The organism is Streptomyces sp. NPDC058240 (genome assembly GCF_042882135.1).
In the GTDB taxonomy this organism is placed as follows: domain Bacteria; phylum Actinomycetota; class Actinomycetes; order Streptomycetales; family Streptomycetaceae; genus Streptomyces.
In genome coordinates, this window is sequence record NZ_JBHVWT010000009.1 from 36,942 (window position 1) to 62,690 (window position 25,749).

At 72.8% G+C, this 25,749-nt stretch carries 23 protein-coding genes; 15 read left to right on the forward strand and 8 right to left on the reverse strand.

Features of this window, described 5'->3' with window-relative positions:
* Window positions 1-18: 18 nt before the first annotated feature.
* The 4 genes from ACFVX4_RS17590 to ACFVX4_RS17605 all read left to right on the forward strand — a co-directional run bounded on the left by ACFVX4_RS17590 (window position 19) and on the right by ACFVX4_RS17605 (window position 4,053).
* Window positions 19-1,029 (forward strand): FecCD family ABC transporter permease, encoded by a 1,011-nt coding sequence (locus ACFVX4_RS17590; RefSeq protein ID WP_389977691.1) that lies wholly within the window; start codon window positions 19-21, stop codon window positions 1,027-1,029.
* Entirely contained in the window at window positions 1,026-2,108 is a 1,083-nt protein-coding gene (locus ACFVX4_RS17595; RefSeq protein WP_389977694.1) for a FecCD family ABC transporter permease, read from the forward strand. The genes ACFVX4_RS17590 and ACFVX4_RS17595 overlap by 4 nt, the downstream gene beginning before the upstream one ends.
* Window positions 2,105-2,983, forward strand: a complete 879-nt coding sequence (locus ACFVX4_RS17600) for an ABC transporter ATP-binding protein (RefSeq protein WP_389977696.1) — start codon at window positions 2,105-2,107, stop codon at window positions 2,981-2,983. The genes ACFVX4_RS17595 and ACFVX4_RS17600 overlap by 4 nt, the downstream gene beginning before the upstream one ends.
* 74 nt (window positions 2,984-3,057) lie before the next feature.
* Window positions 3,058-4,053: an ABC transporter substrate-binding protein gene (locus ACFVX4_RS17605; RefSeq protein ID WP_389977699.1), complete on the forward strand. Its 996-nt coding sequence runs from the start codon at window positions 3,058-3,060 to the stop codon at window positions 4,051-4,053.
* 91 nt (window positions 4,054-4,144) lie between these two features.
* On the opposite strand, the gene ACFVX4_RS17610 is transcribed toward ACFVX4_RS17605, so the two are convergent.
* The gene (locus tag ACFVX4_RS17610) at window positions 4,145-5,206 is read right to left on the reverse strand and encodes a hypothetical protein (protein ID WP_389977701.1); all 1,062 of its coding nucleotides are present in this window, start codon (window positions 5,204-5,206) and stop codon (window positions 4,145-4,147) included.
* An 85-nt stretch (window positions 5,207-5,291) separates the two neighbouring features.
* Here ACFVX4_RS17610 and ACFVX4_RS17615 point away from each other — a divergent pair, with 85 nt between their 5' ends.
* Window positions 5,292-7,751, forward strand: a complete 2,460-nt coding sequence (locus tag ACFVX4_RS17615; RefSeq protein WP_389977704.1) for a helicase-associated domain-containing protein — start codon at window positions 5,292-5,294, stop codon at window positions 7,749-7,751.
* 148 nt (window positions 7,752-7,899) lie between these two features.
* A complete protein-coding gene (locus tag ACFVX4_RS17620; protein WP_389977707.1) occupies window positions 7,900-9,543 on the forward strand; it encodes a DNA repair helicase XPB in 1,644 nt (547 codons plus the stop codon).
* A 22-nt stretch (window positions 9,544-9,565) separates the two neighbouring features.
* On the opposite strand, the gene ACFVX4_RS17625 is transcribed toward ACFVX4_RS17620, so the two are convergent.
* Entirely contained in the window at window positions 9,566-9,760 is a 195-nt protein-coding gene (locus ACFVX4_RS17625; protein ID WP_389977710.1) for a hypothetical protein, read from the reverse strand.
* A 410-nt stretch (window positions 9,761-10,170) separates the two neighbouring features.
* Here ACFVX4_RS17625 and ACFVX4_RS17630 point away from each other — a divergent pair, with 410 nt between their 5' ends.
* Complete coding sequence (locus ACFVX4_RS17630) at window positions 10,171-12,294, forward strand: HelD family protein (RefSeq protein ID WP_389977713.1); 2,124 nt, start codon at window positions 10,171-10,173, stop codon at window positions 12,292-12,294.
* Window positions 12,295-12,419: 125 nt separating this feature from the next.
* Here ACFVX4_RS17630 and ACFVX4_RS17635 read toward each other — a convergent pair whose 3' ends face one another.
* A complete protein-coding gene (locus ACFVX4_RS17635) occupies window positions 12,420-13,109 on the reverse strand; it encodes a copper homeostasis protein CutC (protein ID WP_389977716.1) in 690 nt (229 codons plus the stop codon).
* Between the two features lie 275 nt (window positions 13,110-13,384).
* Between ACFVX4_RS17635 and ACFVX4_RS17640 the strand changes: the two genes are divergently transcribed.
* Window positions 13,385-15,667, forward strand: coding sequence for a heavy metal translocating P-type ATPase (locus ACFVX4_RS17640; protein ID WP_389977719.1), 2,283 nt, complete (start codon window positions 13,385-13,387; stop codon window positions 15,665-15,667).
* Window positions 15,668-15,676: 9 nt separating this feature from the next.
* Here ACFVX4_RS17640 and ACFVX4_RS17645 read toward each other — a convergent pair whose 3' ends face one another.
* From ACFVX4_RS17645 to ACFVX4_RS17655, 3 genes are read right to left on the reverse strand one after another with little or no spacing between them, the layout of a single operon-like run.
* On the reverse strand, window positions 15,677-16,537 hold the full coding sequence (locus ACFVX4_RS17645; RefSeq protein ID WP_389977722.1) for a biotin-dependent carboxyltransferase family protein: 861 nt from the start codon (window positions 16,535-16,537) through the stop codon (window positions 15,677-15,679).
* Window positions 16,534-17,208: an allophanate hydrolase subunit 1 gene (locus ACFVX4_RS17650; protein WP_389977725.1), complete on the reverse strand. Its 675-nt coding sequence runs from the start codon at window positions 17,206-17,208 to the stop codon at window positions 16,534-16,536. Before ACFVX4_RS17650 ends, ACFVX4_RS17645 begins: the two co-directional genes overlap by 4 nt.
* The gene (locus ACFVX4_RS17655) at window positions 17,205-17,954 is read right to left on the reverse strand and encodes a LamB/YcsF family protein (RefSeq protein ID WP_389978143.1); all 750 of its coding nucleotides are present in this window, start codon (window positions 17,952-17,954) and stop codon (window positions 17,205-17,207) included. The genes ACFVX4_RS17650 and ACFVX4_RS17655 overlap by 4 nt, the downstream gene beginning before the upstream one ends.
* A 181-nt stretch (window positions 17,955-18,135) precedes the next feature.
* Here ACFVX4_RS17655 and ACFVX4_RS17660 point away from each other — a divergent pair, with 181 nt between their 5' ends.
* The 6 genes from ACFVX4_RS17660 (at window position 18,136) to ACFVX4_RS17685 (ending at window position 23,987) form a co-directional block, all read left to right on the forward strand.
* On the forward strand, window positions 18,136-18,852 hold the full coding sequence (locus ACFVX4_RS17660) for a GntR family transcriptional regulator (protein WP_389977727.1): 717 nt from the start codon (window positions 18,136-18,138) through the stop codon (window positions 18,850-18,852).
* Window positions 18,853-18,981: 129 nt separating this feature from the next.
* On the forward strand, window positions 18,982-19,713 hold the full coding sequence (locus ACFVX4_RS17665) for a DUF969 domain-containing protein (protein ID WP_389977730.1): 732 nt from the start codon (window positions 18,982-18,984) through the stop codon (window positions 19,711-19,713).
* Entirely contained in the window at window positions 19,710-20,678 is a 969-nt protein-coding gene (locus tag ACFVX4_RS17670; RefSeq protein ID WP_389977733.1) for a DUF979 domain-containing protein, read from the forward strand. Before ACFVX4_RS17665 ends, ACFVX4_RS17670 begins: the two co-directional genes overlap by 4 nt.
* A gap of 90 nt (window positions 20,679-20,768) precedes the next feature.
* On the forward strand, window positions 20,769-21,797 hold the full coding sequence (locus ACFVX4_RS17675; protein ID WP_389977736.1) for a DUF2891 domain-containing protein: 1,029 nt from the start codon (window positions 20,769-20,771) through the stop codon (window positions 21,795-21,797).
* 190 nt (window positions 21,798-21,987) lie between these two features.
* On the forward strand, window positions 21,988-22,671 hold the full coding sequence (locus ACFVX4_RS17680; protein WP_389977739.1) for a hypothetical protein: 684 nt from the start codon (window positions 21,988-21,990) through the stop codon (window positions 22,669-22,671).
* A gap of 83 nt (window positions 22,672-22,754) precedes the next feature.
* Window positions 22,755-23,987, forward strand: coding sequence for a Cmx/CmrA family chloramphenicol efflux MFS transporter (locus tag ACFVX4_RS17685; RefSeq protein ID WP_389977742.1), 1,233 nt, complete (start codon window positions 22,755-22,757; stop codon window positions 23,985-23,987).
* 7 nt (window positions 23,988-23,994) lie between these two features.
* On the opposite strand, the gene ACFVX4_RS17690 is transcribed toward ACFVX4_RS17685, so the two are convergent.
* Window positions 23,995-24,267, reverse strand: coding sequence for a DUF4031 domain-containing protein (locus ACFVX4_RS17690; protein WP_389977744.1), 273 nt, complete (start codon window positions 24,265-24,267; stop codon window positions 23,995-23,997).
* Window positions 24,264-24,632, reverse strand: a complete 369-nt coding sequence (locus ACFVX4_RS17695) for a hypothetical protein (RefSeq protein WP_072487914.1) — start codon at window positions 24,630-24,632, stop codon at window positions 24,264-24,266. Before ACFVX4_RS17695 ends, ACFVX4_RS17690 begins: the two co-directional genes overlap by 4 nt.
* 138 nt (window positions 24,633-24,770) lie before the next feature.
* Between ACFVX4_RS17695 and ACFVX4_RS17700 the strand changes: the two genes are divergently transcribed.
* Window positions 24,771-25,688, forward strand: coding sequence for a MurR/RpiR family transcriptional regulator (locus ACFVX4_RS17700; RefSeq protein ID WP_266416029.1), 918 nt, complete (start codon window positions 24,771-24,773; stop codon window positions 25,686-25,688).
* Window positions 25,689-25,749: the final 61 nt, after the last annotated feature.

Sequence of the window (25,749 nt, forward strand, 5' to 3'; positions counted from 1 at the left end):
GCCACTTGATTGGGTCCGATGTCAGCCGCCGCTCCACGCCGCTCCAGACGCGCACTCGCGACGGCGGCGGCCGTTACGGCGCTGCTCGTGGCGGTACTACTCAGCCTGGCCGTGGGGGCCCGTTCCATACCCCCGTCCGAAGTGTTCGACGTCCTGCTGCACGGCGGGCACTCCGACAACGCCGAAGTCATCCGGAACATGCGCGTGCCGCGCACCCTGATCGGGCTGATGGTCGGTGCCGCACTGGCCCTCGCGGGCACGGTGCTCCAGGGCATCACCCGTAACCCCATCGCCGACCCCGGCATCCTCGGCATCAGTCAGGGCGCCTCGGTGGGTGTGGTGCTGGCCATCGCGTTCGCCGGGATCCACACCCTGACGGGGTACGTGTGGTTCGGCTTCGCGGGTGCGGCGATCGCCTCCGTCGCCGTGTACGCGATCGCGTCGAGCGGGCGCGGCGGCGCCACCCCCGTGAAGCTCGCGCTGGGCGGCGCCGCCATCAACGCGCTGCTGGTGTCGGTGGTCTCGGCGGTGCTGACGACCAAGGCGTCCGCGCTGGACGAGTTCCGCTTCTGGCAGGTCGGCTCGATCGCCGGGCGCGAGGCCGAGGTGGCCCAGCAGATCTGGCCGTTCCTGCTGGTCGGAGCGGTGCTCGTGCTGTCCGTCGCCCGTGGGCTCGATGCGCTGGCGCTCGGCGAGGACGTCGCGAAGGGGCTCGGGCAGAACGTCGCGACGGTACGGATCGTCGGCGGCGTCGGGGCCACGGTGCTGACCGGGGTCGGGGTCGCGGCGGCCGGGCCGATCGCGTTCATCGGGCTCGCGGTCCCGCACATCGCCCGCGCGGTCGTCGGCTCCGACCACCGCTGGGTGCTGCCGATGGCGGCACTGATCGGGCCCGTGATGCTGCTCGTCTCCGATGTCATCGGCCGCATCGTCTTCCCGCCGAGCGAGGTCCCGGCGGGCGTGATGACGGCGCTGATCGGGGTGCCGTTCCTGGTCGCCCTGGTACGCCGGAAGGCGGTGCCCGCATGAGTGCCGAAGCTGCGGTCCGGGTGCGGCCCGCCGGGTATCACGTCGTACGGATCGGGGCGCGGGGGCGGTTCCTGCTGCACCGGCGGGCGGCCCTCGTCGCCACCGTGCTCGTCGTGCTGCTGGCCGCCGTCTGTGTCGCGTACCTCTGCGTCGGCGAGAGCTTCGTCGCGCCCGGCGAGGTCGTGAAGGTGGTCCTGGGGCAGCCGTCCCCCGACGAACTGGTCGTCGGCACGCTGCGGCTGCCGCGGATGACCGTGGGGCTGCTGGTCGGCGTGGCCTTCGGGATCGCCGGCGCGCTGATCCAGACCGTCGCCCGCAATCCGCTGGCCAGCCCCGACATCATCGGCATCAGCCAGGGCGCGAGCGCGCTCACGGTCGGCGCGATGACCTTCGGCATCACCTCGTACACCGTGCTGCCGTACCTCTCCGTCATCGGCGGGGTGGCCGCGGCGGCGCTCGTGTACGTCTTCGCCTGGCGCGGCGGGCTGCACGCCACCCGCTTCGTCCTCATCGGCATCGGCTTCGCCATCGCGCTGCGGTCGGTCACCACGCTGTTCCTGACGAAGGGCGACTACCTGGTCGCCCAGCAGGCGCAGATCTGGATGACCGGCTCGCTCAACGGCCGCGGCTGGTCCGAGGCCGCGCCGATCGGCTGGACGCTGCTGATCCTGCTGCCCGCCGTCCTGTGGGCGGCCCGCGCCCAGCGCACCGTTTCGATGGACGACGACACCGCGACCGCGCTCGGGGTGCGGCTGGGGCGGGTGCGGCTCGGGCTGGTCGCACTCGGAGTGATCCTGGCGTCCGTGGCTACCGGGACGGCCGGGCCGGTCGACTTCGTGGCGCTCCTCGCCCCGCAGATCGCCCGCCGGATGACCCGCACCGCACAGATCCCGCTGTTCTGCTCGGCGCTGCTCGGCGCGGTGATCGTGGTGTTCGCGGATCTGCTGGCGCGCAGGCTCTTCTCGCCCACCGAGCTGCCGGTGGGCGTTCTGACGGCGGCGGTCGGCGCCCCGTATCTGATCTGGCTGATCATCCGCGGTCAGGGCGGCGGTCGCGGCCGTAGTGGAGGCACAGCATGAGTTCGACCCCCAGGTCCGACACCACGGCGACCGCGACGGCTACGGCGACGGCGACGGCGACCGGTCGGCTCACCGCGCGGGAGCTGACGCTCGCGTACGAGGACCGCACCGTCGTCGACGCGTTGGACCTCGACGTGCCGGACGGCCGGGTCACGGTCATCGTCGGCCCGAACGCCTGCGGCAAGTCGACCACCCTGCGCGCGCTCGGCCGGCTCCTCAAGCCGCGCGGCGGGGCCGTGCTCCTCGACGGCACCGAGCTGTCGAAGATCCCCACCAGGAAGATCGCCCAGTCGATCGGGCTGCTGCCGCAGACCCCGGTGGCCCCAGAGGCGATCACCGTCTCCGACCTCGTCGCCCGCGGACGCCAGCCGCATCAGCACTGGTGGCAGCAGTGGTCGGAGGAGGACGAGCGGGCGGTGACGGACGCGATGGAGCGCACGGACATCACCGGGCTCGGCGACCGGTCCGTGGACGAGCTGTCCGGCGGTCAGCGCCAGCGGGTCTGGATCGCGATGGCGCTCGCCCAGGAGACCGATCTGCTGCTGCTCGACGAGCCGACCACGTACCTCGACATCGCGCACCAGGTGGAGGTCCTGGACCTGGTGCGCCGGCTCACCGCCCCGGCGGCTGACGGCACCCGCGGCCGGACCGTCGTCACCGTGCTCCACGATCTCAACCAGGCCGCCCGGTACGCGGACCACCTGGTCGCCATGAAGGCGGGCCGGATCGTCGCCGAGGGCCGCCCCGAGGACATCGTCACGGCCGATCTCGTACGCGAGGTCTTCGGCCTGGAAGCGGTGATCGTCCCGGACCCGGTGACCGGTTCGCCGCTCGTGGTGCCGGGCGCTCCCTGGCAGGCCGAACCGGCTTCGTGAGCCCGCGCCCCGCCCCAGGTCCTCCCGGCGCACCCGCGACCGACGAACACCCCCATCCCTACGAAAGGCACCCCATGGCCCCCTCCACCCGCCGGCGCGGCCTCGCTCTCGGCGCGCTCTCCCTGGCCGGCGCGCTCGCGCTCTCCGCCTGTGGATTCTCGGAGTCCGGCGGGAGCGCCAGCGGCTCCTCCGACTCCGGCTCCGACTCCGGAAACGCCAGGACCCACACCGTCAAGACGGCCATGGGTGACGTCAAGGTCCCCGTGCACCCCAAGCGCGTCGTGGTCCTCGACACCGGTGAGCTGGACTCCGCGCTCACCCTCGGCGTGCAGCCCGTCGGCGCGACGCACTCGGCGTCGGAGGACAGCTTCCCCTCCTACCTGCCCGCGAGCCGGACGAAGGACATCGAGGAGGTCGGCGAGATCGCCAACCCCAACCTGGAGACCGTCGCCTCGCTGAAGCCGGACCTGATCCTCACCAGCAAGGTCCGTGACGGCGACCGCTACGAGCAGCTCCGGGCCATCGCCCCCACCGTGATGACGGAGTCCACCGGAAGCGCCTGGAAGGAGAACTTCCAGCTGCACGCGGAGGCGCTCGGCAAGCAGGCCGAGGCGAAGAAGGTCGTCGCCGACTACGACGCCCATGTCGCGAAGATGACCGAGGCGATCGGCGGCAAGGAGAAGGCCGCCGCCACCGACGTCAACTTCGTCCGCTTCGTCGAGGGCGCCGACATCCGCATCTACGGCAAGCAGAACTACATCGGCTCGATCCTCGCCGACCTCGGCGTGGGCCGCCCCGCGATCACCGACAAGGCCAAGGACGGCTTCTCGTACGACGTGTCGCCCGAGAAGATCGACCTCGCGGACGCGGATGTCGTCTTCACGTCGACGTACGGCGACCCGGCGAAGGCGGGGACGACCAAGACGATGAACAGCGGCCTGTGGCAGGGGCTGAAGGCATCCAAGGACGGGAAGGTCTTCAAGGTCGACGACCGGCTGTGGATCGCGGGCATCGGCTACACCGCCGCGGGCAAGATCCTCGACGAGTTCCAGGCGAAGATGACCGGCTGACGTTCCGGGCGAGGACGACCGGCCAACACTTCAGGGGCGACGACGACCGGCCGACGCTCCAGGCCGAGCCCGGCCGGCCGGTGACCGGCCGTCACGACCGTTGCCTCCGCGACCTCCACACCAGGTAGAGCGCGGAGGCGACAGCCGCCCCCCGCACCACCCACGGCCACATCTGGCCGATCGCGTCGCCCATCTGCCCGGTCCCGATGGGCTCGCCCCACCGGCCGTCGCTCCTGCCCCACAGCCAGACCAGGGCGCCCGCCGCGACCACGCCCGGCAGCCCCATCGCGGCCCACTTCGCCTCCGCGCGGGACATTGTGCGCGAGCTGTACGCGAGGAGCCAGCCGCCCGCCAGGGCCAGCCAGGAACCCGTCACGGCGCCGGTCACCAGCAGTACGGCGGCGAGCAGCAGCAGCGGGTGGGAGATCCCGCGCCCGCCCGCCCCGTCCTCGCGCGGCGCACGGCGGCGGAGCCGCGGAAGCCTGCGGCGTCGCGGCGCCGCCTCCTCTTCCTCCTCGGCACCGGTGTCCTCACCGGGCTCCTCGTCCAACGGCTCGTCGGCCGCCGCGCGCGGGCGCGGCACCGCGTCCCGGGACGGCGGCCTCATCATGTCCGGGATCTCGACACCGCCGGTGAACCCCGGCACATCGACCCCGTCACCGAACGGCCCCGGCTCGATCCGCCACCAGTCGGGCTCGCTGCCGGACGGCCCCAGCTCGTCCGTACCGGCCATGTGCGGCGGCGAGGGCACCCGGCCGGCCGGCGCTTCCGGCACACCGGACCCGGCCTCCTGCGGCCGCGACGCGCCCTTGCCTGAACTGTCTTTGCCGTCCTTCCGGAGCATCCCCTTACGCGGACGGGGGATGCTCCGGCCTTCCTCCGCCGCGGGCTCCGGCTGCCCCGCGATCTCCACCGTGCCGTCACCCGACGAGGCCGCGGCGGCCACCAGTTCGTCCGGTGTGCCGAGCCTCCCGATGATGCGGCGGACCGCCGCGGGACTGTCCCCGGACTGCTTCCCGCGCTGCCGGTCGATCTCGCCCCGGAGCGTCGCCACCAGCCTCATCCGGGCGGCCGAGGACAGCTGTTGCTGTTGTGCCAGGTCCCCCACCCGGCTCAGATAGTCGTAGACCAGCTGGTCGCTCTCGATCCCCACGCGATCGTTCCCCTCTACCGCCCTGCACCGACGGTAGCGCCCTCGGAGCCTCTCAGGCCTGTCCGGAGCGACTACCGTGGGACGGATGGGGATGACCACACCACCGCGGACGCTCGCCGAAGCGCTCCGCGCCCGGGACGACGAGTCGTTGGCCGGGCTGCTGCGCGCCCGCCCCGACCTCCTCAACCCGGTGCCGGGCGACATCACCCAGCTCGCGACGAGGGCCGGCACCCGCGCCTCCGTCGTACGCGCGCTGGAGCACCTCGACAAGTTCGCCCTGCAGACCGCCGAGGCGCTCGCGGTGGCCGCCGACCCCGCCCCGTACGAGACGCTGCTCGGGCTGCTCACCGGCGACGGCCGGGACGACGGCGAGCACCGCGACGACGCGGGCGCGGCGATCGTGGACGCGCTGCCCGGCGCCCTGGCCACGCTGCGCGAACAGGCCCTCGTCTGGGGCGAGGACGACCGGCTGCGGCTGGTGCGCACGGCGCGCGAGATCCTCGCGCCGTCCCCGCAGCACGCCTCCCCCACCGGTCTCGGGCCGACCGTCGCCGAGGCGACCTCCGGCATGTCCCCGGGCCGCCTCCAGGAGATCCTGGCCACCGCCGGACTGCCCGCCACGCACGACCCGGTCTCCGCCGTGTCCTCCCTGTCCGCGCTCTTCACCGACCGGGCCAGGATGGGCGAGCTGCTGGACACCGCCCCGGCCGAGGCCCTGTCCGTTCTGGACCGGCTGGTGTGGGGACCGCCGTACGGGGAAGTGACTCCGAACCCCACCCCGCCCGTGAAGTGGCTGCGCGACCACGGGCTGCTGCTGCCCGTGTCGACCCGCACCGTGGTGCTGCCCCGCGAGGCCGCCCTGCATCTGCGGGCCGGGCGCGCCCATCGCGTACCGGAACCCCGGCCGCCCGCCGTGGAAGCGGTCGCCAACCGCGATCCACAGGCTGTGGACAGCGCCGCGGCCGGTCAGGCGCTCCTGGCCGTGAACACCGTCGAGGAGCTGCTGAAGAGCTGGAACGGCGGCGGCCCCGCGATACTGCGGGCCGGCGGACTCAGCGTCCGCGAGCTGAAGAAGACCGCCGCCGCCCTGGAGGTTCCCGAGCAGGTCGCCGCGTTCTGGGTCGAACTCGCCTACGCCGCCGGGCTGCTGGCCTCCGACGGGGAGGCCGACGAACGCTACGCGCCGACCCCCGCGTACGACGACTGGGCCGAACTCCCCGCGCAGGAACGGTGGGCGGCCCTCGCCACCGCCTGGCTCGCCGCCACCCGCACCTCCGGACTGGTCGGCGGCCAGGACGCCAAGGGCCGGGCCCTGTCCGCCCTGGGCCCCGAACTCGACCGCTCCGCCGCCCCGGAGGTGCGCCACCGGGTCCTGGCCCTGCTCGCCGCCCTGGAGCCCGGCGCCGCCCCCGACCCGGAGACCGTCCTCGCCCGGCTGCGCTGGGAACGCCCCCTGCGCGGCGCCTCCGCCTCGGCCGGGGACACCATCGATCTGCGGTCCCGGATCGCCCTGTGGACGCTCAACGAGTCCGAGCTCCTCGGCATCACCGGCCGCGGCGCGCTCGCCACGCACACCCGCGCCCTGCTCGACACCGGGCCGGCCGAGGCCGCCGCGCTGCTCGCGCCGCTCATCCCGGAGCCGCTGGACCACGTACTGCTCCAGGCCGACCTGACGGCCGTCGCCCCCGGACCGCTGGAACGCCCCCTGGCGGACGTGCTCTCCGCCCTCGCGGACATCGAGTCGAAGGGCGGCGCGACGGTCTACCGCTTCACCCCCGGCTCGGTACGCCGTGCCCTGGACGCCGGGCAGTCCGCGGCCGACCTGCACGCCTTCCTCGCGGCCCACAGCCGTACGCCCGTCCCGCAGCCGCTCAGCTACCTCATCGACGACGTCGCCCGCCGCCACGGCCATCTGCGGATCGGCGCCGCCTCCTCGTACGTGCGCTGCGACGACGAGGCCGTGCTGAACGAGATCCTCGCCGACAAGCGCTCGGCCACCCTGCGCCTGCGCCGCCTCGCGCCGACGGCCCTGGCCGCGCAGGTCGACCCGGCGTCGCTGCTCGAAGGGCTGCGCGAGATGGGCTACGCCCCGGCCGCCGAGTCCGCCGAGGGCGATGTCCTGATCACCCGCGCGGGCGCCCGCCGCACCCCGCCCCGCACGGCCCCCGTCCCCGTGCCCGAGGGCCCTCCGCTGCCGGACGCCACCCTGCTCGGCGCGGCGGTACGGGCGATCCGCGCCGGGGACACGGCCGCCACGGTGGTCCGCAAGGACACCCCGGAGGCCCCCGCGGCGACGCCCGGCGCCCTGCCCCGTACGACCTCCGCCGAGACACTGGCCACGGTCCAGGCCGCCGCGATGACCGGCTCGGCGCTCTGGATCGGCTACGTGAACGCGGACGGCGCCGCCAGCCAGCGCGTCATCGCCCCGGTCCGGGTCGAGGGCGGCTTCGTCACGGCGTACGACCACACGGCGGACGAGGTCCGCACGTACCCGCTGCACCGCATCACCGGCGTCGCCGAACTGGCCGACGACGCCACGGCGTGAGCCGGCCCCGCGGCCCCGCCCCGTCCCGGCCCCGTCCCGGCCCCGTGCCCGACAACACACGCGCCATGACCGCCGGATGCGGCACACTGGACGTTTGGCCACGACCGGCTTTCCCCGGCCGTCCCCGCAGCAGAAAGGGCCGACGCGCGTGACCGGACCCCTCATCGTCCAGAGCGACAAGACACTGCTCCTCGAAGTCGACCACGAGCAGGCCGACGCCTGCCGTCGGGCCATCGCGCCCTTCGCGGAGCTGGAGCGCGCCCCCGAGCACATCCACACCTACCGGCTGACCCCGCTCGGGCTGTGGAACGCGCGCGCCGCCGGGCACGACGCCGAGCAGGTCGTCGACGCGCTCGTGCAGTACTCGCGCTATCCCGTTCCGCACGCGCTGCTCGTCGACATCGCCGAGACGATGGCCAGGTACGGCCGCCTCACCCTTTCCAAGCATCCGGTGCACGGTCTGGTGCTGACCTCCACCGACCGGCCCGTGCTGGAGGAGATCCTCCGGTCGAAGAAGGTGCAGCCGCTGGTCGGGGCACGGATCGACCCGGACACCGTGGCCGTGCACCCGTCCGAGCGCGGGCAGATCAAGCAGACGCTGCTGAAGCTGGGCTGGCCGGCCGAGGACCTCGCCGGTTACGTCGACGGCGAGGCGCACCCCATCGAGCTGGCCGAGGACGGCTGGGCACTGCGGCCGTACCAGAAGCAGGCCGTCGAGGGGTTCTGGCACGGCGGCTCGGGTGTCGTCGTACTGCCCTGTGGCGCGGGGAAGACACTGGTCGGGGCCGGTGCCATGGCCGAGGCCAAGGCGACCACGCTGATCCTGGTGACGAACACCGTCTCGGCCCGGCAGTGGAAGCACGAGCTGGTGAAGCGGACTTCGCTGACCGAGGACGAGATCGGCGAGTACAGCGGTACGCGCAAGGAGATCCGGCCGGTCACCATCGCCACGTACCAGGTGCTGACGACCCGCCGCAAAGGCGTCTATCCGCACCTGGAACTGTTCGACTCCCGCGACTGGGGGCTGGTGATCTACGACGAGGTGCACCTGCTGCCCGCGCCCGTCTTCAAGTTCACCGCCGACCTCCAGGCCCGGCGGCGCCTCGGCCTCACCGCGACGCTGGTGCGTGAGGACGGCCGCGAGTCGGACGTCTTCTCGCTGATCGGGCCCAAGCGGTTCGACGCCCCGTGGAAGGAGATCGAGGCGCAGGGCTACATCGCGCCGGCCGACTGTGTCGAGGTGCGGGTCAATCTGACGGACTCGGAGCGGCTGGCGTATGCGACCGCCGAGGCCGAGGAGAAGTACCGGTTCTGTGCGACGACCGCGACGAAGCGGAAGGTGACGGAGGCGCTGGTGCGCAAGCACCGCGGCGAGCAGACCCTGGTCATCGGGCAGTACATCGACCAGCTCGACGAGCTGGGTGAGCATCTGAACGCCCCGGTGATCAAGGGCGAGACGAGCAACGCCCAGCGCGAGAAGCTCTTCGACGCGTTCCGGGAGGGCGAACTCAACGTCCTGGTGGTCTCGAAGGTCGCGAACTTCTCCATCGACCTGCCGGAGGCGACCGTCGCCATCCAGGTCTCGGGGACGTTCGGCTCGCGCCAGGAGGAGGCGCAGCGGCTCGGCCGAGTGCTGCGGCCGAAGGCGGACGGGCACGAGGCGCGGTTCTACTCGGTGGTCGCACGCGACACGATCGACCAGGACTTCGCGGCGCACCGCCAGCGGTTCCTGGCCGAGCAGGGGTACGCGTACCGGATCGTGGACGCGGACGAGTTGCTGACCGACAGCTGACCGGCGGCCGACCGGCGCGTGTTCAGTGGGCGTGGTGGCGGCGGACGCCCGCCTCCTCCGCGTACTCACCGAGCACGAGCACGCCGAACGCGGCGCGGGCGAAGACCTTGACGGCTTGGACCGCGTCGCCGACACGGTGGGTGCGGTGGTGACCGGTGGCCGCGGTCGCGCCGTGCGCGGGGCCGGTCCTGCGGGGGTTCAGGCTGACTGTGCTCATGTGTTCCATGGTCCTGCGCCCGGCCCGTGCGGGCATCGACCCGGGGGCGGAATCCGGCGGCGGTGCGAGTAGGTCTGCGGTCGCATGCCGTCCCCTACGGGATGGACCCGGAATTAATCCGCTCGCCCCGCCGGAATTAATCCGCTCGCCCCGGACGAACGTGGTCGATACAATCGCCGGTCTGCCCGCCTCCCGCACCGTGGTACCGGCAGCCCGAGGGCCTTTCGCCCCAGGGCGCGCGCCGGCAGCCGGGGGAGCGCCGCCGACCGGACGGAAACCGGCCGACAGCCGTACGCGCACCTGCTGCGCGTACCCGTGATCGATCCCCGAGCGGACCGCATCGCCCCCGAGCACCGGCCGGGGACGAGCTGCGGTCCGCCGTCCTGCGTTGAAAAGCCGGAGGCAACACCGTGCCCGCGCACGAACACGAAAGCGACACCAACACCGATCCCCTGGCTCGCGAACGCGCCCATCTCACCGCGTCCCGCTCCGCCCTGCGGGCCATGCGTGAGGACGCCCAGGCCCTGGACATCCGCGATGTCACCGCGAACTGGGTCAACGCGGCCGTCCTGCAGACCCAGATCGACGAGCGCATCAAGTCGCTCGCCGATCTCGCCCACACCCCGCTCTTCTTCGGGCGCCTGGACTATCTGCACCGGGTCGGTGCCGAGCAGGCCGAGGGTGCGGAGGGCGAACAGTTCTACATCGGACGCCGCCATGTCCACGATGCCGACGGCGACCCGATGGTCATCGACTGGCGCGCGCCCGTCTCACAGCCGTTCTACCGGGCGTCCAGGAAGGACCCGCAGGACGTGGGCCAGCGCCGCCGCTTCGGCTACACCGGCGGTGAGCTGACCGCGTACGAGGACGAGCACCTCACCGACCCCGCCGAGGCCGAGCAGACCAGCAAGCTCCTCCAGGCGGAGATCGAGCGCCCGCGCGTCGGTCCGATGCGGGACATCGTCGCGACGATCCAGCCCGAGCAGGACGAGATCGTCCGTAGCGAGCTCGGCGGGACGGTGTGCGTGCAGGGCGGCCCCGGTACCGGTAAGACGGCCGTCGGCCTGCACCGGGTCGCGTATCTGCTGTACGCGCACCGCGAGCGGCTGGCCCGCACCGGCACGCTGGTCATCGGGCCGAACCGGTCCTTCCTCCAGTACATCGAGCAGGTGCTGCCGGCCCTCGGTGAGCTGGCGGTGAAGCAGGCGACCGTCGACGATCTGGTGACGGCCGGCATCGAGGTGCGCGGCACGGACGCGGCGGACGCCGCCGTCGTCAAGGGCGACGCCCGGATGGCCCAGGTGCTGCGGCGGGCGATCCGTTCGCATGTGACGCTCCCGACGGAGCCGGTCGTGGTGGTGCGCGGTTCGCGGCGCTGGCGGGTGCCCGCGTACGAGCTGGCGGAGATGGCCACCGAGCTGCTGGCCCGCGACATGCGGTACGGGGCCGCCCACGAAGCGCTTCCGCAGCGCATCGCGCACTCCGTCCTGGTCCGGATGGAGGAGGCGGGCGAGGCGCCCGACGACCGGGTGCAGAACGCGGTGGCCCGCAACCCCGCGGTGAAGGCGGCCGTGAAGGCGATCTGGCCGGCCGTCGACCCGGCGAAGCTGGTGCTGCGGCTGCTCATCGACGCGGAGTTCCTGGCCGCCCACGCGGAGGGGCTGCTCAGCGAGGACGAACAGAAGACGATCCTGTGGACGAAGCCTGCCCGGAGCGTGAAGTCGGCGAAGTGGTCGGCGGCGGACGCGGTGCTGATCGACGAGGCGAACGATCTGGTGGCGCGCACGCACTCGCTCGGCCATGTGGTGCTCGACGAGGCGCAGGACCTGTCCCCCATGCAGTACCGGGCGGTGGGCCGGCGCTGCACGACCGGTTCGGCGACGGTCCTCGGCGACCTCGCGCAGGGCACGACGCCGTGGTCGACGGAGAGCTGGGCGCAGGCGCTGCACCATCTCGGCAAGTCGGACGCGGTGGTGGAGGAGCTGACGGCGGGCTTCCGTGTGCCGCGCGAGGTGATCGCGTACGCCTCCCGGCTGCTGCCGGTGATCTCGCCGGGCCTCGCGGCGGTGGAGTCGGTGCGCGAGTCGCCGGGTTCACTGGAGGTGCGGGAGGCGGCCGGTCCGGCGGAGCTGGACGCGGCGGTGCTGGCGGCGTGCGAGGAGTCGCTGACGCGGGAGGGTTCGATCGGCCTGATCGCGGCCGATGCGCGGATCCCCGCGCTGGCGGAGGCCCTGATGGCGGCGGGGCACGCGTACCTCTCCCCCGGTGAGGAGACGACCGCCGAGTCCCGTCTGACCCTGGTCCCGGCGTCGCTGGCGAAGGGCCTGGAGTACGACTACGTGGTACTTGACGAGCCGGCCGCGGTGGTCGACGGCGAACCGGACGAACGCACGGGCCTGCGCCGGTTGTATGTGGCGCTGACGCGTGCGGTGTCGGGATTGACGGTGGTCCACGCGACGGCCCTGCCGGACGAACTGGCACCGCGAGCCGAATCCAGCCCCTCCGGCGTACATCCCAGCCCCTCCGGCGTTTGAGGAGCGGGGGTCCGGGGGCGGAGCCCCCGGTAACGGGAAGGGGCGGGGCGGGGAACAGGCCCGCTGCAGGCGACCCGCCCGCACCGCCTCACCCCGTCCCCGCCCCCACCCCCGCCCCCGCCCCGCTACGCGTCAAGCACCGCCCGCCACTCCCGCACCGCCGCCGCGTCCACCGGCCCCGACCACCCGTGCGGGCGCGCCGCGCCGCCGATGTGCACGGCGTCGATGCCCGCGGCCAGCAGCTCCGGCAGGTGCTCCAGGCGCAGCCCCCCGCCCACCAGGATCTGCGGCTCGTACCCGGGCTCGCCCGAGCGCGCCGCCTCGACCAGCAGCGTCGGGATGCCGTCGTCGACGCCCTTGGACGAGCCGGCGGTGAGGTAGGTGTCCAGGCCGGGCAGGTCCGCCAGCTGCTTGCGCAGGGCGTCCCGGTCGGCGGCCCGGTCGATCGCGCGGTGGAAGGTCCAGCGGCAGCCGTCCAGCTCGGCGACGAGCCGTTCGACGGCGACCAGGTCCGGGCGGCCCTCCGCGTCGAGGAAGCCGAGGACGAACTCCTCGGCGCCCTCCGCGCGCAGCTCGCGCGCCTTGGCCACGAGCACCTCGATGTCGCCGGCCGCGAAGCCGTCCGCCACCCTGAGCATCACCCGCAGCGGAATGTCCACCGCCGCCCGGATCTCCACGAAGGTCGCACAGGACGGGGTCAGGCCGTCCGCCGCCATGTCGGTGACCAGCTCAAGCCGGTCTGCACCACCCGCCTGGGCAGCGACCGCGTCCTCCGCGTCGAGAGCGATCACCTCCAGGACTGCACGGTTGCTCATGGGATCCCAATCCTCCAGGAAACATCGACAGGGAACATCGACAGGAAACGTCAATAGGTCTAGTCCAATGGCCAGCCTACGGGTCAGCACACCGAGGATGCAGCCTCAATGCCAGGTGAAGATACGTGAGGTCAGACGCACCTCGGGTGATCGAACGCGCACGTTCCGGGCTCGCACGGCATATCCGCCCTTGCGTTTCATAGGGGAGGGGGGTATACCTGAATCAGTAATGCATACCCCCTAGGGGTATCAAAATCTCCGCCAGGGAGGACATCGTGTCCGCGCACACCGCCACAACCGGCACCGGCAACGCCACCGGCACCGCCGCAGAGGTCGAGCTCGCGATCGGCGGCATGACCTGCGCCTCCTGCGCGGCCCGTATCGAGAAGAAGCTCAACCGGATGGACGGCGTCGAGGCCACCGTCAATTACGCCACCGAGAAGGCCAAGGTCAGCTACCGGGGCGAGGACATCTCCGTACAGGACCTGATCGCCACCGTCGAGAAGACCGGCTACACCGCGCACGAGCCCGCTCCCCCGGTACGCACCGGGGACGACGCCCCCGAGGCCGCGGACACCGACGAGCTGCGGCCCCTGCGCCAGCGGCTGCTGACCGCCGTCGCGCTCGCCGTGCCGGTGATCGCGATGTCCATGATCCCGGCGCTCCAGTTCGACTACTGGCAGTGGCTCTCGCTGACGCTGACGGCCCCGGTCGTCACGTATGCCGCCTGGCCCTTCCACCGCGCCGCCTGGACCAACGCCCGGCACGGCGCGGCCACGATGGACACGCTGATCTCGGTCGGTACCTCGGCCGCGTTCCTGTGGTCGCTGTGGGCGCTGTTCTTCGGCACGGCGGGCATGGTCGGCATGACACACCCGTTCGAGCTGACCATCGGGCGGAGCGACGGCGCCGGGAACATCTACCTGGAGGCGGCCGCCGGAGTCACCGCCTTCATCCTGGCCGGGCGCTACTTCGAGGCCCGCTCAAAGCGGAAGGCGGGCGCGGCCCTCAAGGCGCTCCTCGAACTCGGCGCCAAGGAAGTGACCGTGTTGCGCGGCGGCCGTGAGGTGACCGTGCCGACCGCCGAACTCCAGGTCGGGGACCGGTTCCTGGTCCGCCCCGGCGAGAAGATCGCCACCGACGGCACCGTCGTCGAGGGTGCCTCGGCCGTGGACGCCTCGATGCTCACCGGTGAGTCCGTGCCCGTGGAGGTCGGCGTCGGCGACTCCGTCACCGGGGCCACGCTCAACGCGGGCGGCCGGCTCGTCGTAGAAGCCACCCGGATCGGCGCCGACACCCAGCTGGCCCGGATGGCGAAGCTCGTCGAGGACGCGCAGAACGGCAAGGCGGCGGCCCAGCGCCTCGCGGACCGGATCTCCGCCGTCTTCGTGCCCGTCGTCATCGCCCTGGCACTCGGCACGCTCGGCTTCTGGCTCGGCAACGGCGCGGGCCTGACCGCCGCGTTCACCGCCGCCGTGGCCGTACTGATCATCGCCTGCCCCTGCGCCCTGGGCCTCGCCACCCCCACCGCCCTCATGGTCGGCACCGGACGCGGCGCCCAGCTCGGCATCCTCATCAAGGGCCCCGAAGTCCTGGAGACCACCCGCCGCGTCGACACGATCGTCCTCGACAAGACCGGCACCGTCACCACCGGCCGCATGACCCTCCTCGACGTCCACACCACCGAAGACACCGACGAAACCGACGTGCTCCGCCTCGCCGGCGCCCTGGAACACTCCTCCGAACACCCCATCGCCCAGGCCGTCGCCACCGGAGCCGCCGAACGCACCGGCACCCCCCTCCCCACCCCCGAGGACTTCACCAACATCCCCGGCCTCGGCGTCCAGGGCGTCATCGAGGGCCACGCCGTCCTCGTCGGCCGCGAGCAGCTGCTCGCCGAATGGGAGATCCACCTCCCGGTCGAGCTGGCCCGGCGCAAGGCCGAGGCGGAGGCCGCGGGCCGGACGGCCATCGCGGTCGCCTGGGACGGCGAGGCACGCGCCGTGCTCGAAGTCGCCGACGCGGTCAAGGACACCAGCGCGGAGGCCATCGAGCGGCTGCGGGCCCTGGGCCTCACCCCGATCCTGCTGACCGGCGACAACCGGGCGGTGGCCGAGGCGGTCGCGGCCGAGGTCGGGATCGAGAAGGTGTACGCGGAGGTCATGCCGGAGGACAAGGTCGACGTCGTCAAGCGCCTCCAGGCCGAGAGCCGCTCGGTCGCCATGGTCGGTGACGGGGTCAACGACGCCGCCGCCCTCGCCCAGGCCGATCTGGGCCTGGCGATGGGCACCGGCACGGACGCCGCGATCGAGGCCGGCGACCTGACGCTGGTACGCGGGGACCTGCGGGCCGCGGCGGACGCGATCCGGCTGTCGCGCAAGACCCTCGGCACCATCCGCACGAACCTGTTCTGGGCCTTCGCCTACAACGTGGCCGCTCTGCCGCTCGCCGCGGCCGGGCTGCTCAACCCGATGATCGCGGGTGCCGCGATGGCGTTCTCCTCGGTCTTCGTGGTCGGCAACTCGCTGCGGCTGCGGGGGTTCAAGGCGGCGGCGTAGGACCTGTTCTCAGCCCGCCCGCACGAACCGCACCCGGGTTCCCGGCACCGCCTGTGCCGCGCCCGCGAGTGCGGTTTCGTGCACGACACCGACGACCGGGTAACCCCCGGTCGTCGGATGGTCGTTGAGGAACACCACCGGGCGCCCGTCCGGCGGCACCTGGATCGCGCCGAGTACCATCCCCTCGCTGGGCAGCTCGCCCTCGCGGGCGCGCGCCAGGGCCGGTCCCTGGGTGCGCAGGCCGATGCGGTTGCTGTTCGGCGAGACGCGGTACGTGGCGCTGGTGAGCGTACGCAGCGCCTCGTCGGTGAACCAGGCGTGGCGGGGGCCGAGGCGCAGCGGGAGCACCAGTTCGGCGGGCACGCCCGGCCAGGGCACGGCGTCGGTGCCCGGGGGCCTCGACGCGTCCTGGCCCAGGGGCAGTACGTCCCCGTCGCGCAGGGGTGCCGGGCCGAGCCCGGAGAGCAGGTCGGCCGATCTGCTGCCCAGCACCGGTTCCGGCAGCAGGCCGCCGCCGAACGCCAGATAGCTGCGCAGACCCCGGACCGCGGGGCCCGCGTCGAGCACCGCGCCCGCCGGTACGCGCACCGGGGTGCCCCAGGCCACCGGCCGCCCGTCGACGGTGACCCGGCAGGGCGCCCCGCCGACGACGGCGAGAACGGGCCGGTCCGGGCGGACCGCGCAGCCGGTGACGGTCGTCTCCAGCACCGCCGCGTCCGTCCCGTTCCCGGCCAGCCGGTTGACGAGGCGGTGGGCGGGGGCGTCCAGGGCGCCGGCGCGCGGCACCCCGAGATGCGCCCAGCCGACGCGGCCCGCGTCCTGAACGGTGGTCAGGGCACCGGCCCGGACCACCTCGACGGCGCCGGTCACGCCCGCACCTCCGCCGCGACGAAGCGCACCCGCGCCCCGGGGCTCAGCAGCGCGGCCGGTTCACGGACCGGGTTCCACAACTCGCCCGGGTCGGGCATCCGCCCGATGAGCTGCCAGCCGCCGGGCGACGGACGCGGGTACACCCCGGTGTACGCCCCCGCGAGTGCCAGCGCACCGGCCGGGACCCGGGTGCGCGGGGTCGCGCGGCGCGGCAGGTGCAGGCGCTCGGGGAGACCGGTGAGGTAGCCGAAGCCGGGGGCGAACCCGCAGAAGGCCACCCGGAATTCGGTCCCGGCGTGGATACGGGGCACTTCGGCGACGGCGACGCCCCAGGCCGCCGCGACGTCCGCGAGGTCCGGGCCGTCGTAGACGACGGGGATCTCGACGGCCTCCCCGGTGTCGCGGCGCAGCGGCGGTATCGGCCAGGAGGCGAGTTCCCGGGCGAACCGCGCGCGGCCGTCCGGGGTGCGGTCCGCGATGCCGTCGAGGAGGACGGTCCGGGCCCCGGGCACGATCTCGCGTACGACGGGCAGTTCACCGAGCGCGCGGCGGCGCAGCAGCTCGGCGTGGAAGGCCGCGGCCTGTTCACCGGAGGCCAGCTCGACGAGCAGCGCCCCGGGGCCGGCGGGGAGCACCTCGATATCCCCGCCCGTGCGAACCCCCGTACTCATGCGAACGCCCGCACGGTCACGCCCGCCGCCTCCAGCGCGGCCCTGACCCTGCGCGCCAGCGCCGCCGCGCCCGGGGTGTCGCCGTGCACGCACAGCGAGCGCGCCGCGACGGGTATCCGGCTGCCGTCCGCCCCGGTGACGCCCCCGTCCACCGCCATCCCGACACTGCGGCGTACGACCTCGTCCTCGTCGTGCACCACCGCGCCGGGCTCGCCGCGCGGGACCAGCGTGCCCCGGGGCGTGTACGCGCGGTCGGCGAAGGCCTCCTCCACGGCGGTGAGGCCCGCGGCCCCGGCGTGGGCGAGCAGGCGCGAGCCCGGGAGCCCGAGGACCGCCAGGTCCCCGCCGGCCAGCCGGACGCCCTCGACCACGGCGGCGGCCTGGTCGTCGTCCCAGACGGCGCGGTTGTAGAGGGCGCCGTGCGGTTTGACGTACGAGACCGTGGACCCGGCCGCCTCGGCGAACACCCGCAGGGCGCCGATCTGGTAGGCGACCTCGGCGGTCAGCTCGGCGGGCGGGACGTCCATCGAGCGACGCCCGAAGCCGGCCAGATCGCGGTACGCGACCTGGGCGCCGATCCGTACCCCCCTGGCGGCGGCGGTGTCGCAGACCCGCCGCATCACGGAGGCGTCGCCCGCATGGAATCCGCAGGCCACATTGGCGCTGGTGACGCAGTCGAGCAGCGCTTCGTCATCGGTGAGGGTCCAGTGCCCGAACCCTTCGCCGAGATCCGCGTTGAGATCCATCGGGGCTGCCCGGCTCGCCGGGTTCGTCAGATCCATCACGGGCGCACGCTAGCGATCGTTCAACAATCTGACAAGACCCGGCTTGGGGAGTGAGACGCCGTACGGTTCACTGAAGCGACAGACAGCAGCACGAACAGGCGCGGCGCAACAGGCACCGGCGCGAACAGGCAGGGGACGGGGCATGGCGGGGACTGCGGGCGGCCGGACTTCTCCGGACCTCTCCGAACTGGCGGCGGACAGCGCCTCCCTGGCCCGTTCCGGCACCGCCGAGCGGGTCGCCGCCATCCTGCGCGACCGGATCACCGAAGGCTACTTCCCGCCGGGCAGCCGGCTCTCCGAGGAGAGCATCAGCGGCGCCCTCGCCGTGTCCAGGAACACCCTGCGCGAGGCCTTCCGCCTGCTGTCGCACGAACGCCTCCTGGAACACCGGCTCAACAAGGGCGTCTTCGTCCGCGTCCTCGCCGTCGACGACCTGGTGGACATCTACCGGGTCCGGCTGCTCGTCGAGTGCGCGGCCCTGCGCACGCTGGGCGAACCGCCGTACGACCTGACGGCCGTCGAGGCCGCCGTGTCGACGGGCGAGCGGGCGGCGCTGGCGGACGACTGGCCGGTCTGCTCGACCGCCAACATCCGCTTCCACCAGGCCCTGACCGGCCTCGCGAACAGCCCCCGCACCGACGAGCTGATGCGCAACGTCCTCGCCGAACTGCGGCTGGCCTTCCATGTGATGGCCGACCCGCGCCGCTTCCACGAGCCCTACCTCACCCGGAACAGGGAGATCACGGACCTGCTGGCGCAGGGCGACGCGGCGGGCGCGGAGCGGATGCTGGCCTTCTACCTGGAGGATTCGCGGCGCCAGCTGGCGGAGGCGTACGCGGAACGTCTCACCGCCCGATAGCCGGCGGCATCACACCACGCACTCTTGTGGGTTTGTTGAACAATCGCTTAATGTCTCGCGAAACACCCCGTCCGATCAGGACCTCGCAGGTCTGTGCCTGCACGTCCATGCGCGGAAGAAGGCCGACGCGTGATCGTTCTCCTCGGCGTGCTCGTGGTGATCCTCGGATTCGCCACCCGCCGCAATCCCCTCCTCGTGGTGGGTGTCGCAGGCATCGTCACCGGGCTGCTCGGCAAGCTCTCCCCGCAGGAGGTGCTGGCCACGTTCGGCAACAGCTTCGCCTCCGCGCGGTCCGTGACCGTCTTCGTCATCACGCTGCCCGTCATCGGGCTGCTTGAGCGCTACGGGCTCCAGGAGCAGGCCCGTACGCTCATCGGCAAACTGGGCAGGCTGACCACCGGCCGCTTCCTGGCCCTGTATCTGCTGATCCGCCAGCTCACCGCGTCCGTCGGTCTCACCAGCATCGGCGGCCCCGCGCAGAGCGTGCGTCCACTGATCGCCCCGATGGCCGAGGCCGCCGCCGAGGCCAAGGCGGGTGGACCGCTGCCGCAGAAGCTGCGCGAGAAGGTCCGCTCGCACGCCTCCGGTGCGGACACCATCGGGGTCTTCTTCGGCGAGGACTGCTTCATCGCCATCGGCTCGATCCTGCTGATCACCGGCTTCGTGAACTCCACGTACGACCAGCACCTCGAACCCCTGCATCTGGCCCTGTGGGCGATCCCCTCCGCGATCTGCGCCTTCCTCATCCACGGGGCCCGCCTGCTCAACCTGGACCGGCAGCTGGAGCGCGAACTCGCCGTCGCCGCCGCCGAGAACGACCTGTCGGCACACGCCGGGCTCCGGACGGAGGACGCCAAGTGATCAAGTCCGAGCACTTCTTCTGGCTGGTCGGCGCGGTGTTCCTCGTCATGGCCGCGCAGATGCTCAGGGACCGCACCAACCCCAAGCGCCTCGGCTCGGCCGGCTTCTGGGGTCTGCTGGGCGCCTCGTTCTTCTACTCCACCGGGGTCGTCGACAAGTCCCTGCCCGCCGAACCGCTGGGCGTCGCCGTCCTGGCGCTGATCGTCCTGGGCGGCTGCGGTCTCACCGGCAAGGGCGAGCCGCACACCCCGTCCCGTGAGCAGCGCGCCGCCTCGGCCGCCCGCTTCGGCAACAAGCTGTTCCTTCCGGCCCTCACCATCCCCGTGGTCGCGATGATCTGCGCCACGCTCGTGAAGAACTGGAAGATCGGCGGCGAACCGGTCCTGGAACCGGGGTACGAGACCATCCTCGGCCTCGGCATCGGCGCCATCGCCGCACTCGTCGTCGGCATGGTGGTGCTGCGCGAGCGGAAGCTCTCCGTACCGCTGCACTCCGGCCGCAACATGCTCGAATCGATGGGCTGGGCGCTGATCCTGCCGCAGCTGCTGGCCGTCCTCGGCTCGATATTCCAGTCGGCGGGCGTCGGTGAGCAGGTCCGCAGGATCAGCGAGGCGGTGCTGCCCGACGGCCAGAAGTTCGTGGCCGTGGCGGTCTACTGCTGCGGCATGGCGCTGTTCACCATCGTCATGGGCAACGCCTTCGCCGCCTTCCCGGTGATGACCGCCGCGATCGGCTGGCCCGTCCTCATCGAGCAGATGAACGGCAACGCGCCCGCGATCCTCGCGATCGGGATGCTCTGCGGCTTCTGCGGCACGCTCGTCACGCCGATGGCCGCCAACTTCAATCTGGTGCCCGCCGCCCTTCTGGAACTCAAGGACCAGTACGGACCGATCAAGGCCCAGCTCCCCACGGCGGCGGCCCTGCTGGTCTGCAACGTCGCCATCATGGCCCTCTTCGCCTTCTGACCCTCCTCCCCCTGGCCCGTCCCTGCCCCTCCCTCTGGCCCGAGCCGCCCCTTGACCCGAGCCGCTCGCCCACCCCCTGGAGTGACCCCGATGTCCCCCACGCTCCCCGCCCCGTACGCCGTCCCCTTCGCGGAGCTGGCCCTCGCCAACGTCGTACGCGAATACCCCAACGCACCGGCCCACCTGTACACGGGCCCCGCGGAACTGGTCGCGCCCCGCACCCTGCACCCCGCCTTCTACGGGGCGTACGACTGGCACTCCACCGTGCACATGCACTGGCTGCTCGTCCGGCTGCTGCGCCGCTTCGCCGCCACCGGCGACCTTCCGGCCGCCGTCACCACCCGCGTCCACGAGGTGCTGAACTCCCATCTCACCCCGGAGAACCTCGCCGTGGAGGCGGCCTACCTCCGCGGCCGTCCGCACTTCGAGCGCCCCTACGGCTGGGCGTGGCTGGTGGCACTGGCGGCGGAGTGCCGCGCGCTCGCCACCCCCGAGGGCGACCGCTGGGCCGACGCCCTCGCCCCCGCCGTGACGACGGTCGGCGACCTCCTAACCGACTGGCTGCCCCGGGCCACGTACCCGATCAGGCACGGGATCCATCCCAACAGCGCGTTCGGTCTGGGGCTGATCCTGGACGCGGGTGAGCGCGCCGGGCTGCCCCGCCCGGTCCTCGACGCGGTGGCGGAGCGGCTGCGTACCTGGTTCGCGCCGGACCACGACGCCCCCACCCACTGGGAACCCTCCGGCCAGGACTTCCTCTCCCCCGCCCTGACCGAGGCGGACGCGATGCGCCGAGTGCTGCCGGTCCAGCAGTTCCGGACCTGGCTGGCCACGTTCCTGCCCGGCCTGACGGACTCTCCGCTGCTCACCCCGCCCGTGATCTCCGACCCCTCGGACCCGCAGATCGGCCACCTCCTGGGCCTCACCCTGAGCCGGGCGGCGGCCCTGCGCACGATCGCCGACGCACTGGACGAGGGCCCCGCCCGCACCGCCCTGACCGCGTCCGCCGAGGCCCATCTCGCCGTCGGCCTGCCCGCCGTCTCCTCCGGCGACTTCAACACGGACCACTGGCTGGCCACCTTCGCCGCACTGGCCCTGGACACCCCGCCCGGCCACTGACCGGTCCGGCCGTGGAGGTACCCCCCGTCGCGAGAACGTGACACTCACGCCCGATGTGTCACGTTCACCATCACCCCCACCCCACCGGAACGGTGTCGGACGGGAGGCGCCCGGAGTTGCCGGAAGCCGGCCGGTCCCGGGCTATAGGGCAAGGCCGTAACTTCACGGCCTTGGGCTATAGGGTCATCGCATGAGCGACAGTTCGCGTGCGGGCGGTGCCCACGGCGCCGACGGCGCCGATGACTCCCTCCGCGAGCGCTGGCAGGAAGCGCTCATCCGCGCCCGGGGCGGGGCTCCCGGGCCCGATCCGGCGCCGTACGCCGCCAACCTGCTGGCGCGCTGGGCCGAGCCGCAGCGGCGGTACCACACCACCGCGCACCTGGTCGCGGTGCTCGATCACATCGACACGCTCGCCGGGTACGCGGCCGACCCGGACGCGGTACGCCTCGCCGCCTGGTTCCACGACGCGGTGTACCGGCCCGACCGGTCCGAGAACGAGGAGCGCAGCGCGGCCCTCGCCGAGCGCGCCCTCCCGGAGGCCGGCGTGCCGGACGGTGTCACGGCCGAGGTGGCCCGTCTGGTGCGGCTCACCATCACCCACGACCCGGCGGACGGCGACAACGACGGCGAGGTGCTCTGCGACGCGGATCTGGCCATTCTCGCGGCGGCCCCGAGGGAGTACGCGGCGTACGCGGCGCAGGTGCGCGAGGAGTACGGCTTCGTGCCCGACGATGCGTTCCGGGAGGGGCGGGCGACGGTGCTGAGCCAGCTGCTCGGGCTGCCTCGGCTGTTCCGTACGCCGTACGGGGCGGAGCACTGGGCGCCGCGGGCGCGGCAGAACCTGCTGACCGAATTGCAGCTGCTCAGCCACTGACCCGCGGCAGCGGGTGGGGAATGCCGGGGCCGTGATCGCTGTTGGCAGCTGTCATGCCCGACTCTGCCGCTAACCGCTCTCGCATGCCCCTGGCCGTATACATCCTGGGCCTCTCGGTCTTCGCCCTGGGGACCAGCGAATTCATGCTCTCCGGGCTGTTGCCGCCCATCGCCGACGACATGAACGTGTCGATCCCCCGTGCCGGACTCCTCATATCCGCCTTCGCGATCGGCATGGTGATCGGCGCCCCGCTGCTCGCCGTGGCCACGCTCCGGCTGCCGCGCCGCACCACGCTGATCGCCCTGATCTCCGTCTTCGGCCTCGGCCAGGTCGCGGGCGCGCTGGCCCCGACGTACGAGGTGCTCTTCGCGTCCCGGGTGGTGAGCGCGTTCGCCTGTGCCGGGTTCTGGGCGGTGGGGGCGGCGGTGGCCATCGCGATGGTGCCGGTGAACTCGCGGGCCCGTGCGATGGCCGTGATGATCGGCGGTCTGTCGATCGCCAATGTGCTGGGCGTGCCCCTGGGCGCGTTCCTCGGTGAGAACCTCGGCTGGCGGTCGGCGTTCTGGGCCGTGGGCGCGGCGTCCGCCGTGGCACTGGTCGGGGTGTCGACGCTGATTCCGCGCATTCCGCTGCCGGAGCAGAAGCCGCGGCTCAAGCAGGAGATGAGCATCTACCGGGACCGGCAGGTGTGGCTGTCGATCGTGATCACGGCGCTCGCCGCGGGCGGTGTCTTCTGCGCGTTCAGCTATCTGGCCCCGCTGCTGACGGATGTCGCCGGGCTGGACTCGGGCTGGGTGCCGACGGTGCTCGCGCTCTTCGGGATCGGTGCGCTGGTCGGTACGACGATCGGCGGCCGGGTCGCGGACGCGCATCTCTTCGGGGTGCTGATGAGCGGTATCGCGGCCTCGACGGTCTTCCTGGTCGCGCTGGCCCTGTTCGCGTCGAACCAGGTCGCGGCGATCGGGCTCTCGTTCCTGCTGGGCCTGTCGGCGTTCTACACGGCCCCGGCGCTGAACGCCCGGATGTTCAACGTCGCGGGCGCCGCCCCGACGCTGGCCGGCGCGACGACGACGGCCGCGTTCAACCTCGGCAACACGGGCGGCCCCTGGCTGGGCGGCACGGTGATCGACGCCGACTTCGGTTTCGCGGCGACCGCGTGGGCCGGGGCGGCGATGACGGTGCTGGCGCTGGTGGCCGTGGTGTTCTCGCTGCGGCTCCAGCGCAGCCGCGGCTCGTCGTCCCGGCTGGTGACGGGCGCCCCTGCCGCCGCGTCGCGGGACGCGGCGGAGGCGTGCGCGCCCTCGCCGACCGCCTGAGCGCGGATCAGCCCGGTGCGGGCCGGCCCTTGGGCCGCCGCAGCCCCGCCTCCGTGATCCGGCGGACGAGCTCCTTCGAGCCGATCTGCCGGGCCCCGGCCCGCACCGCGTCCTCGTACCGTGTTTCCGGTACGTCGTAGTGATCCCGCTCGAAGGCGCGCGGCGGGCAGCCGATGGACGCCGCGAAGGCGTGCAGTTCCTCGAAGGACACATCGCTGACCAGGTGCGACCAGAGCCGCCCGTGTCCCGGCCACGTCGGCAGGTCGATGTAGACGGTCACCGCCGCAGTATCCCGCTCAGCGAACCGACCGGTGCCACGGCCACCGCGGCCTTGGTGCACACCCAGTGCGGGTCCGGGCCCAGTTCGGGTTCGACGTCCAGGGCGTGCGGGTCGCCCGCGTCGCAGACCGGGCAGAGCGGCCATCGCCCGTACCGTTCGAGCAGGGCGTCCTGTACGTCCTGGGCGACGAGCCCGACCACGAACGCCGCGCCGTCGGGCCACTGCTCGACCCACCAGCGGCGGTGCGTCACCGCGTCCTCGACCAGCGAGACGATCCCGGCCTCGGCGACGTCACCCGCGGCAAGATCGGCCATGACCAGCGCGCGGGCCGTGTGCAACGCCTGTTCCAGGGGGTTCATCTCCATGGGCCCATTGTCACCCCGCCCGCGAACCCGCCTCGCGCGCCCGCCGCTTCCGTTTCCGCGCTGTCGGCGGCAGCGACCGAAGAGGCAGGGACCAAAGGGGGGGTTGACGGGCAACCCGGTTGAAAATATCTTTCAAAGGTGACCCGTGACCTGAAGGAAAGTTTCAGCGCTGACTCCCCGCCCGCCCCGGCGGCCCTCGCGGCCAAGGTGCGCACACTCGCGCCGTCCATGACCCGTTCCATGCAGCGCGTCGCCGAGGCCGTCGCCGGTGACCCGGCCGGCTGCGCAGCCCTCACGGTCACCGGTCTCGCCGAGCTCACCGGCACCAGCGAGGCGACCGTGGTCCGCACGGCCCGCCTCCTCGGCTACCCCGGCTACCGCGATCTGCGTCTGGCCCTCGCCGGGCTCGCCGCGCACCAGCAGTCCGGCCGGGCTCCCTCCGTCACCGCCGACATAGCGGTCGACGACCCGATCGCCGACGTGGTCGCCAAGCTGGCCTACGACGAGCAGCAGACCCTCGCCGACACGGCAGCGGGGCTCGACACCGTCCAGCTCGGTGCCGCTGTGGCCGCCGCCGCCACCGCCCGGCGGATCGACATCTACGGCGTGGGCGCCTCCTCCCTCGTCGGCCAGGACCTCGCGCAGAAGCTGGCCCGGATCGGCCTGATCGCGCACTCCCACACGGACCCGCACCTCGCGGTGACCAACGCCGTGCAGCTCCGCTCCGGCGATGTGGCCATCGCGATCACGCACTCCGGCTCCACGGTCGACGTCATCGAGCCGCTACGGGTCGCCTTCGACCGCGGCGCGACGACGATCGCGATCACCGGCCGCCCCGACGGCCCCGTCACGCAGTACGCCGACCACGTACTGACCACGTCCACCGCCCGGGAGAGCGAGCTGCGGCCCGCCGCCATGTCGAGCCGTACGAGCCAACTGCTCGTCGTCGACTGCCTGTTCATAGGCGTCGCACAGCGCACGTACGAGACGGCCGCACCGGCCCTCGCCGCCTCCTACGAGGCGCTGGCCCACCGCCACACCCCACGCCCACGCTGACCGGCCCGCCCCGCCGGACCAGAGAACCCGCACCCGCACCCGCACCCGCTGAACCGTACGA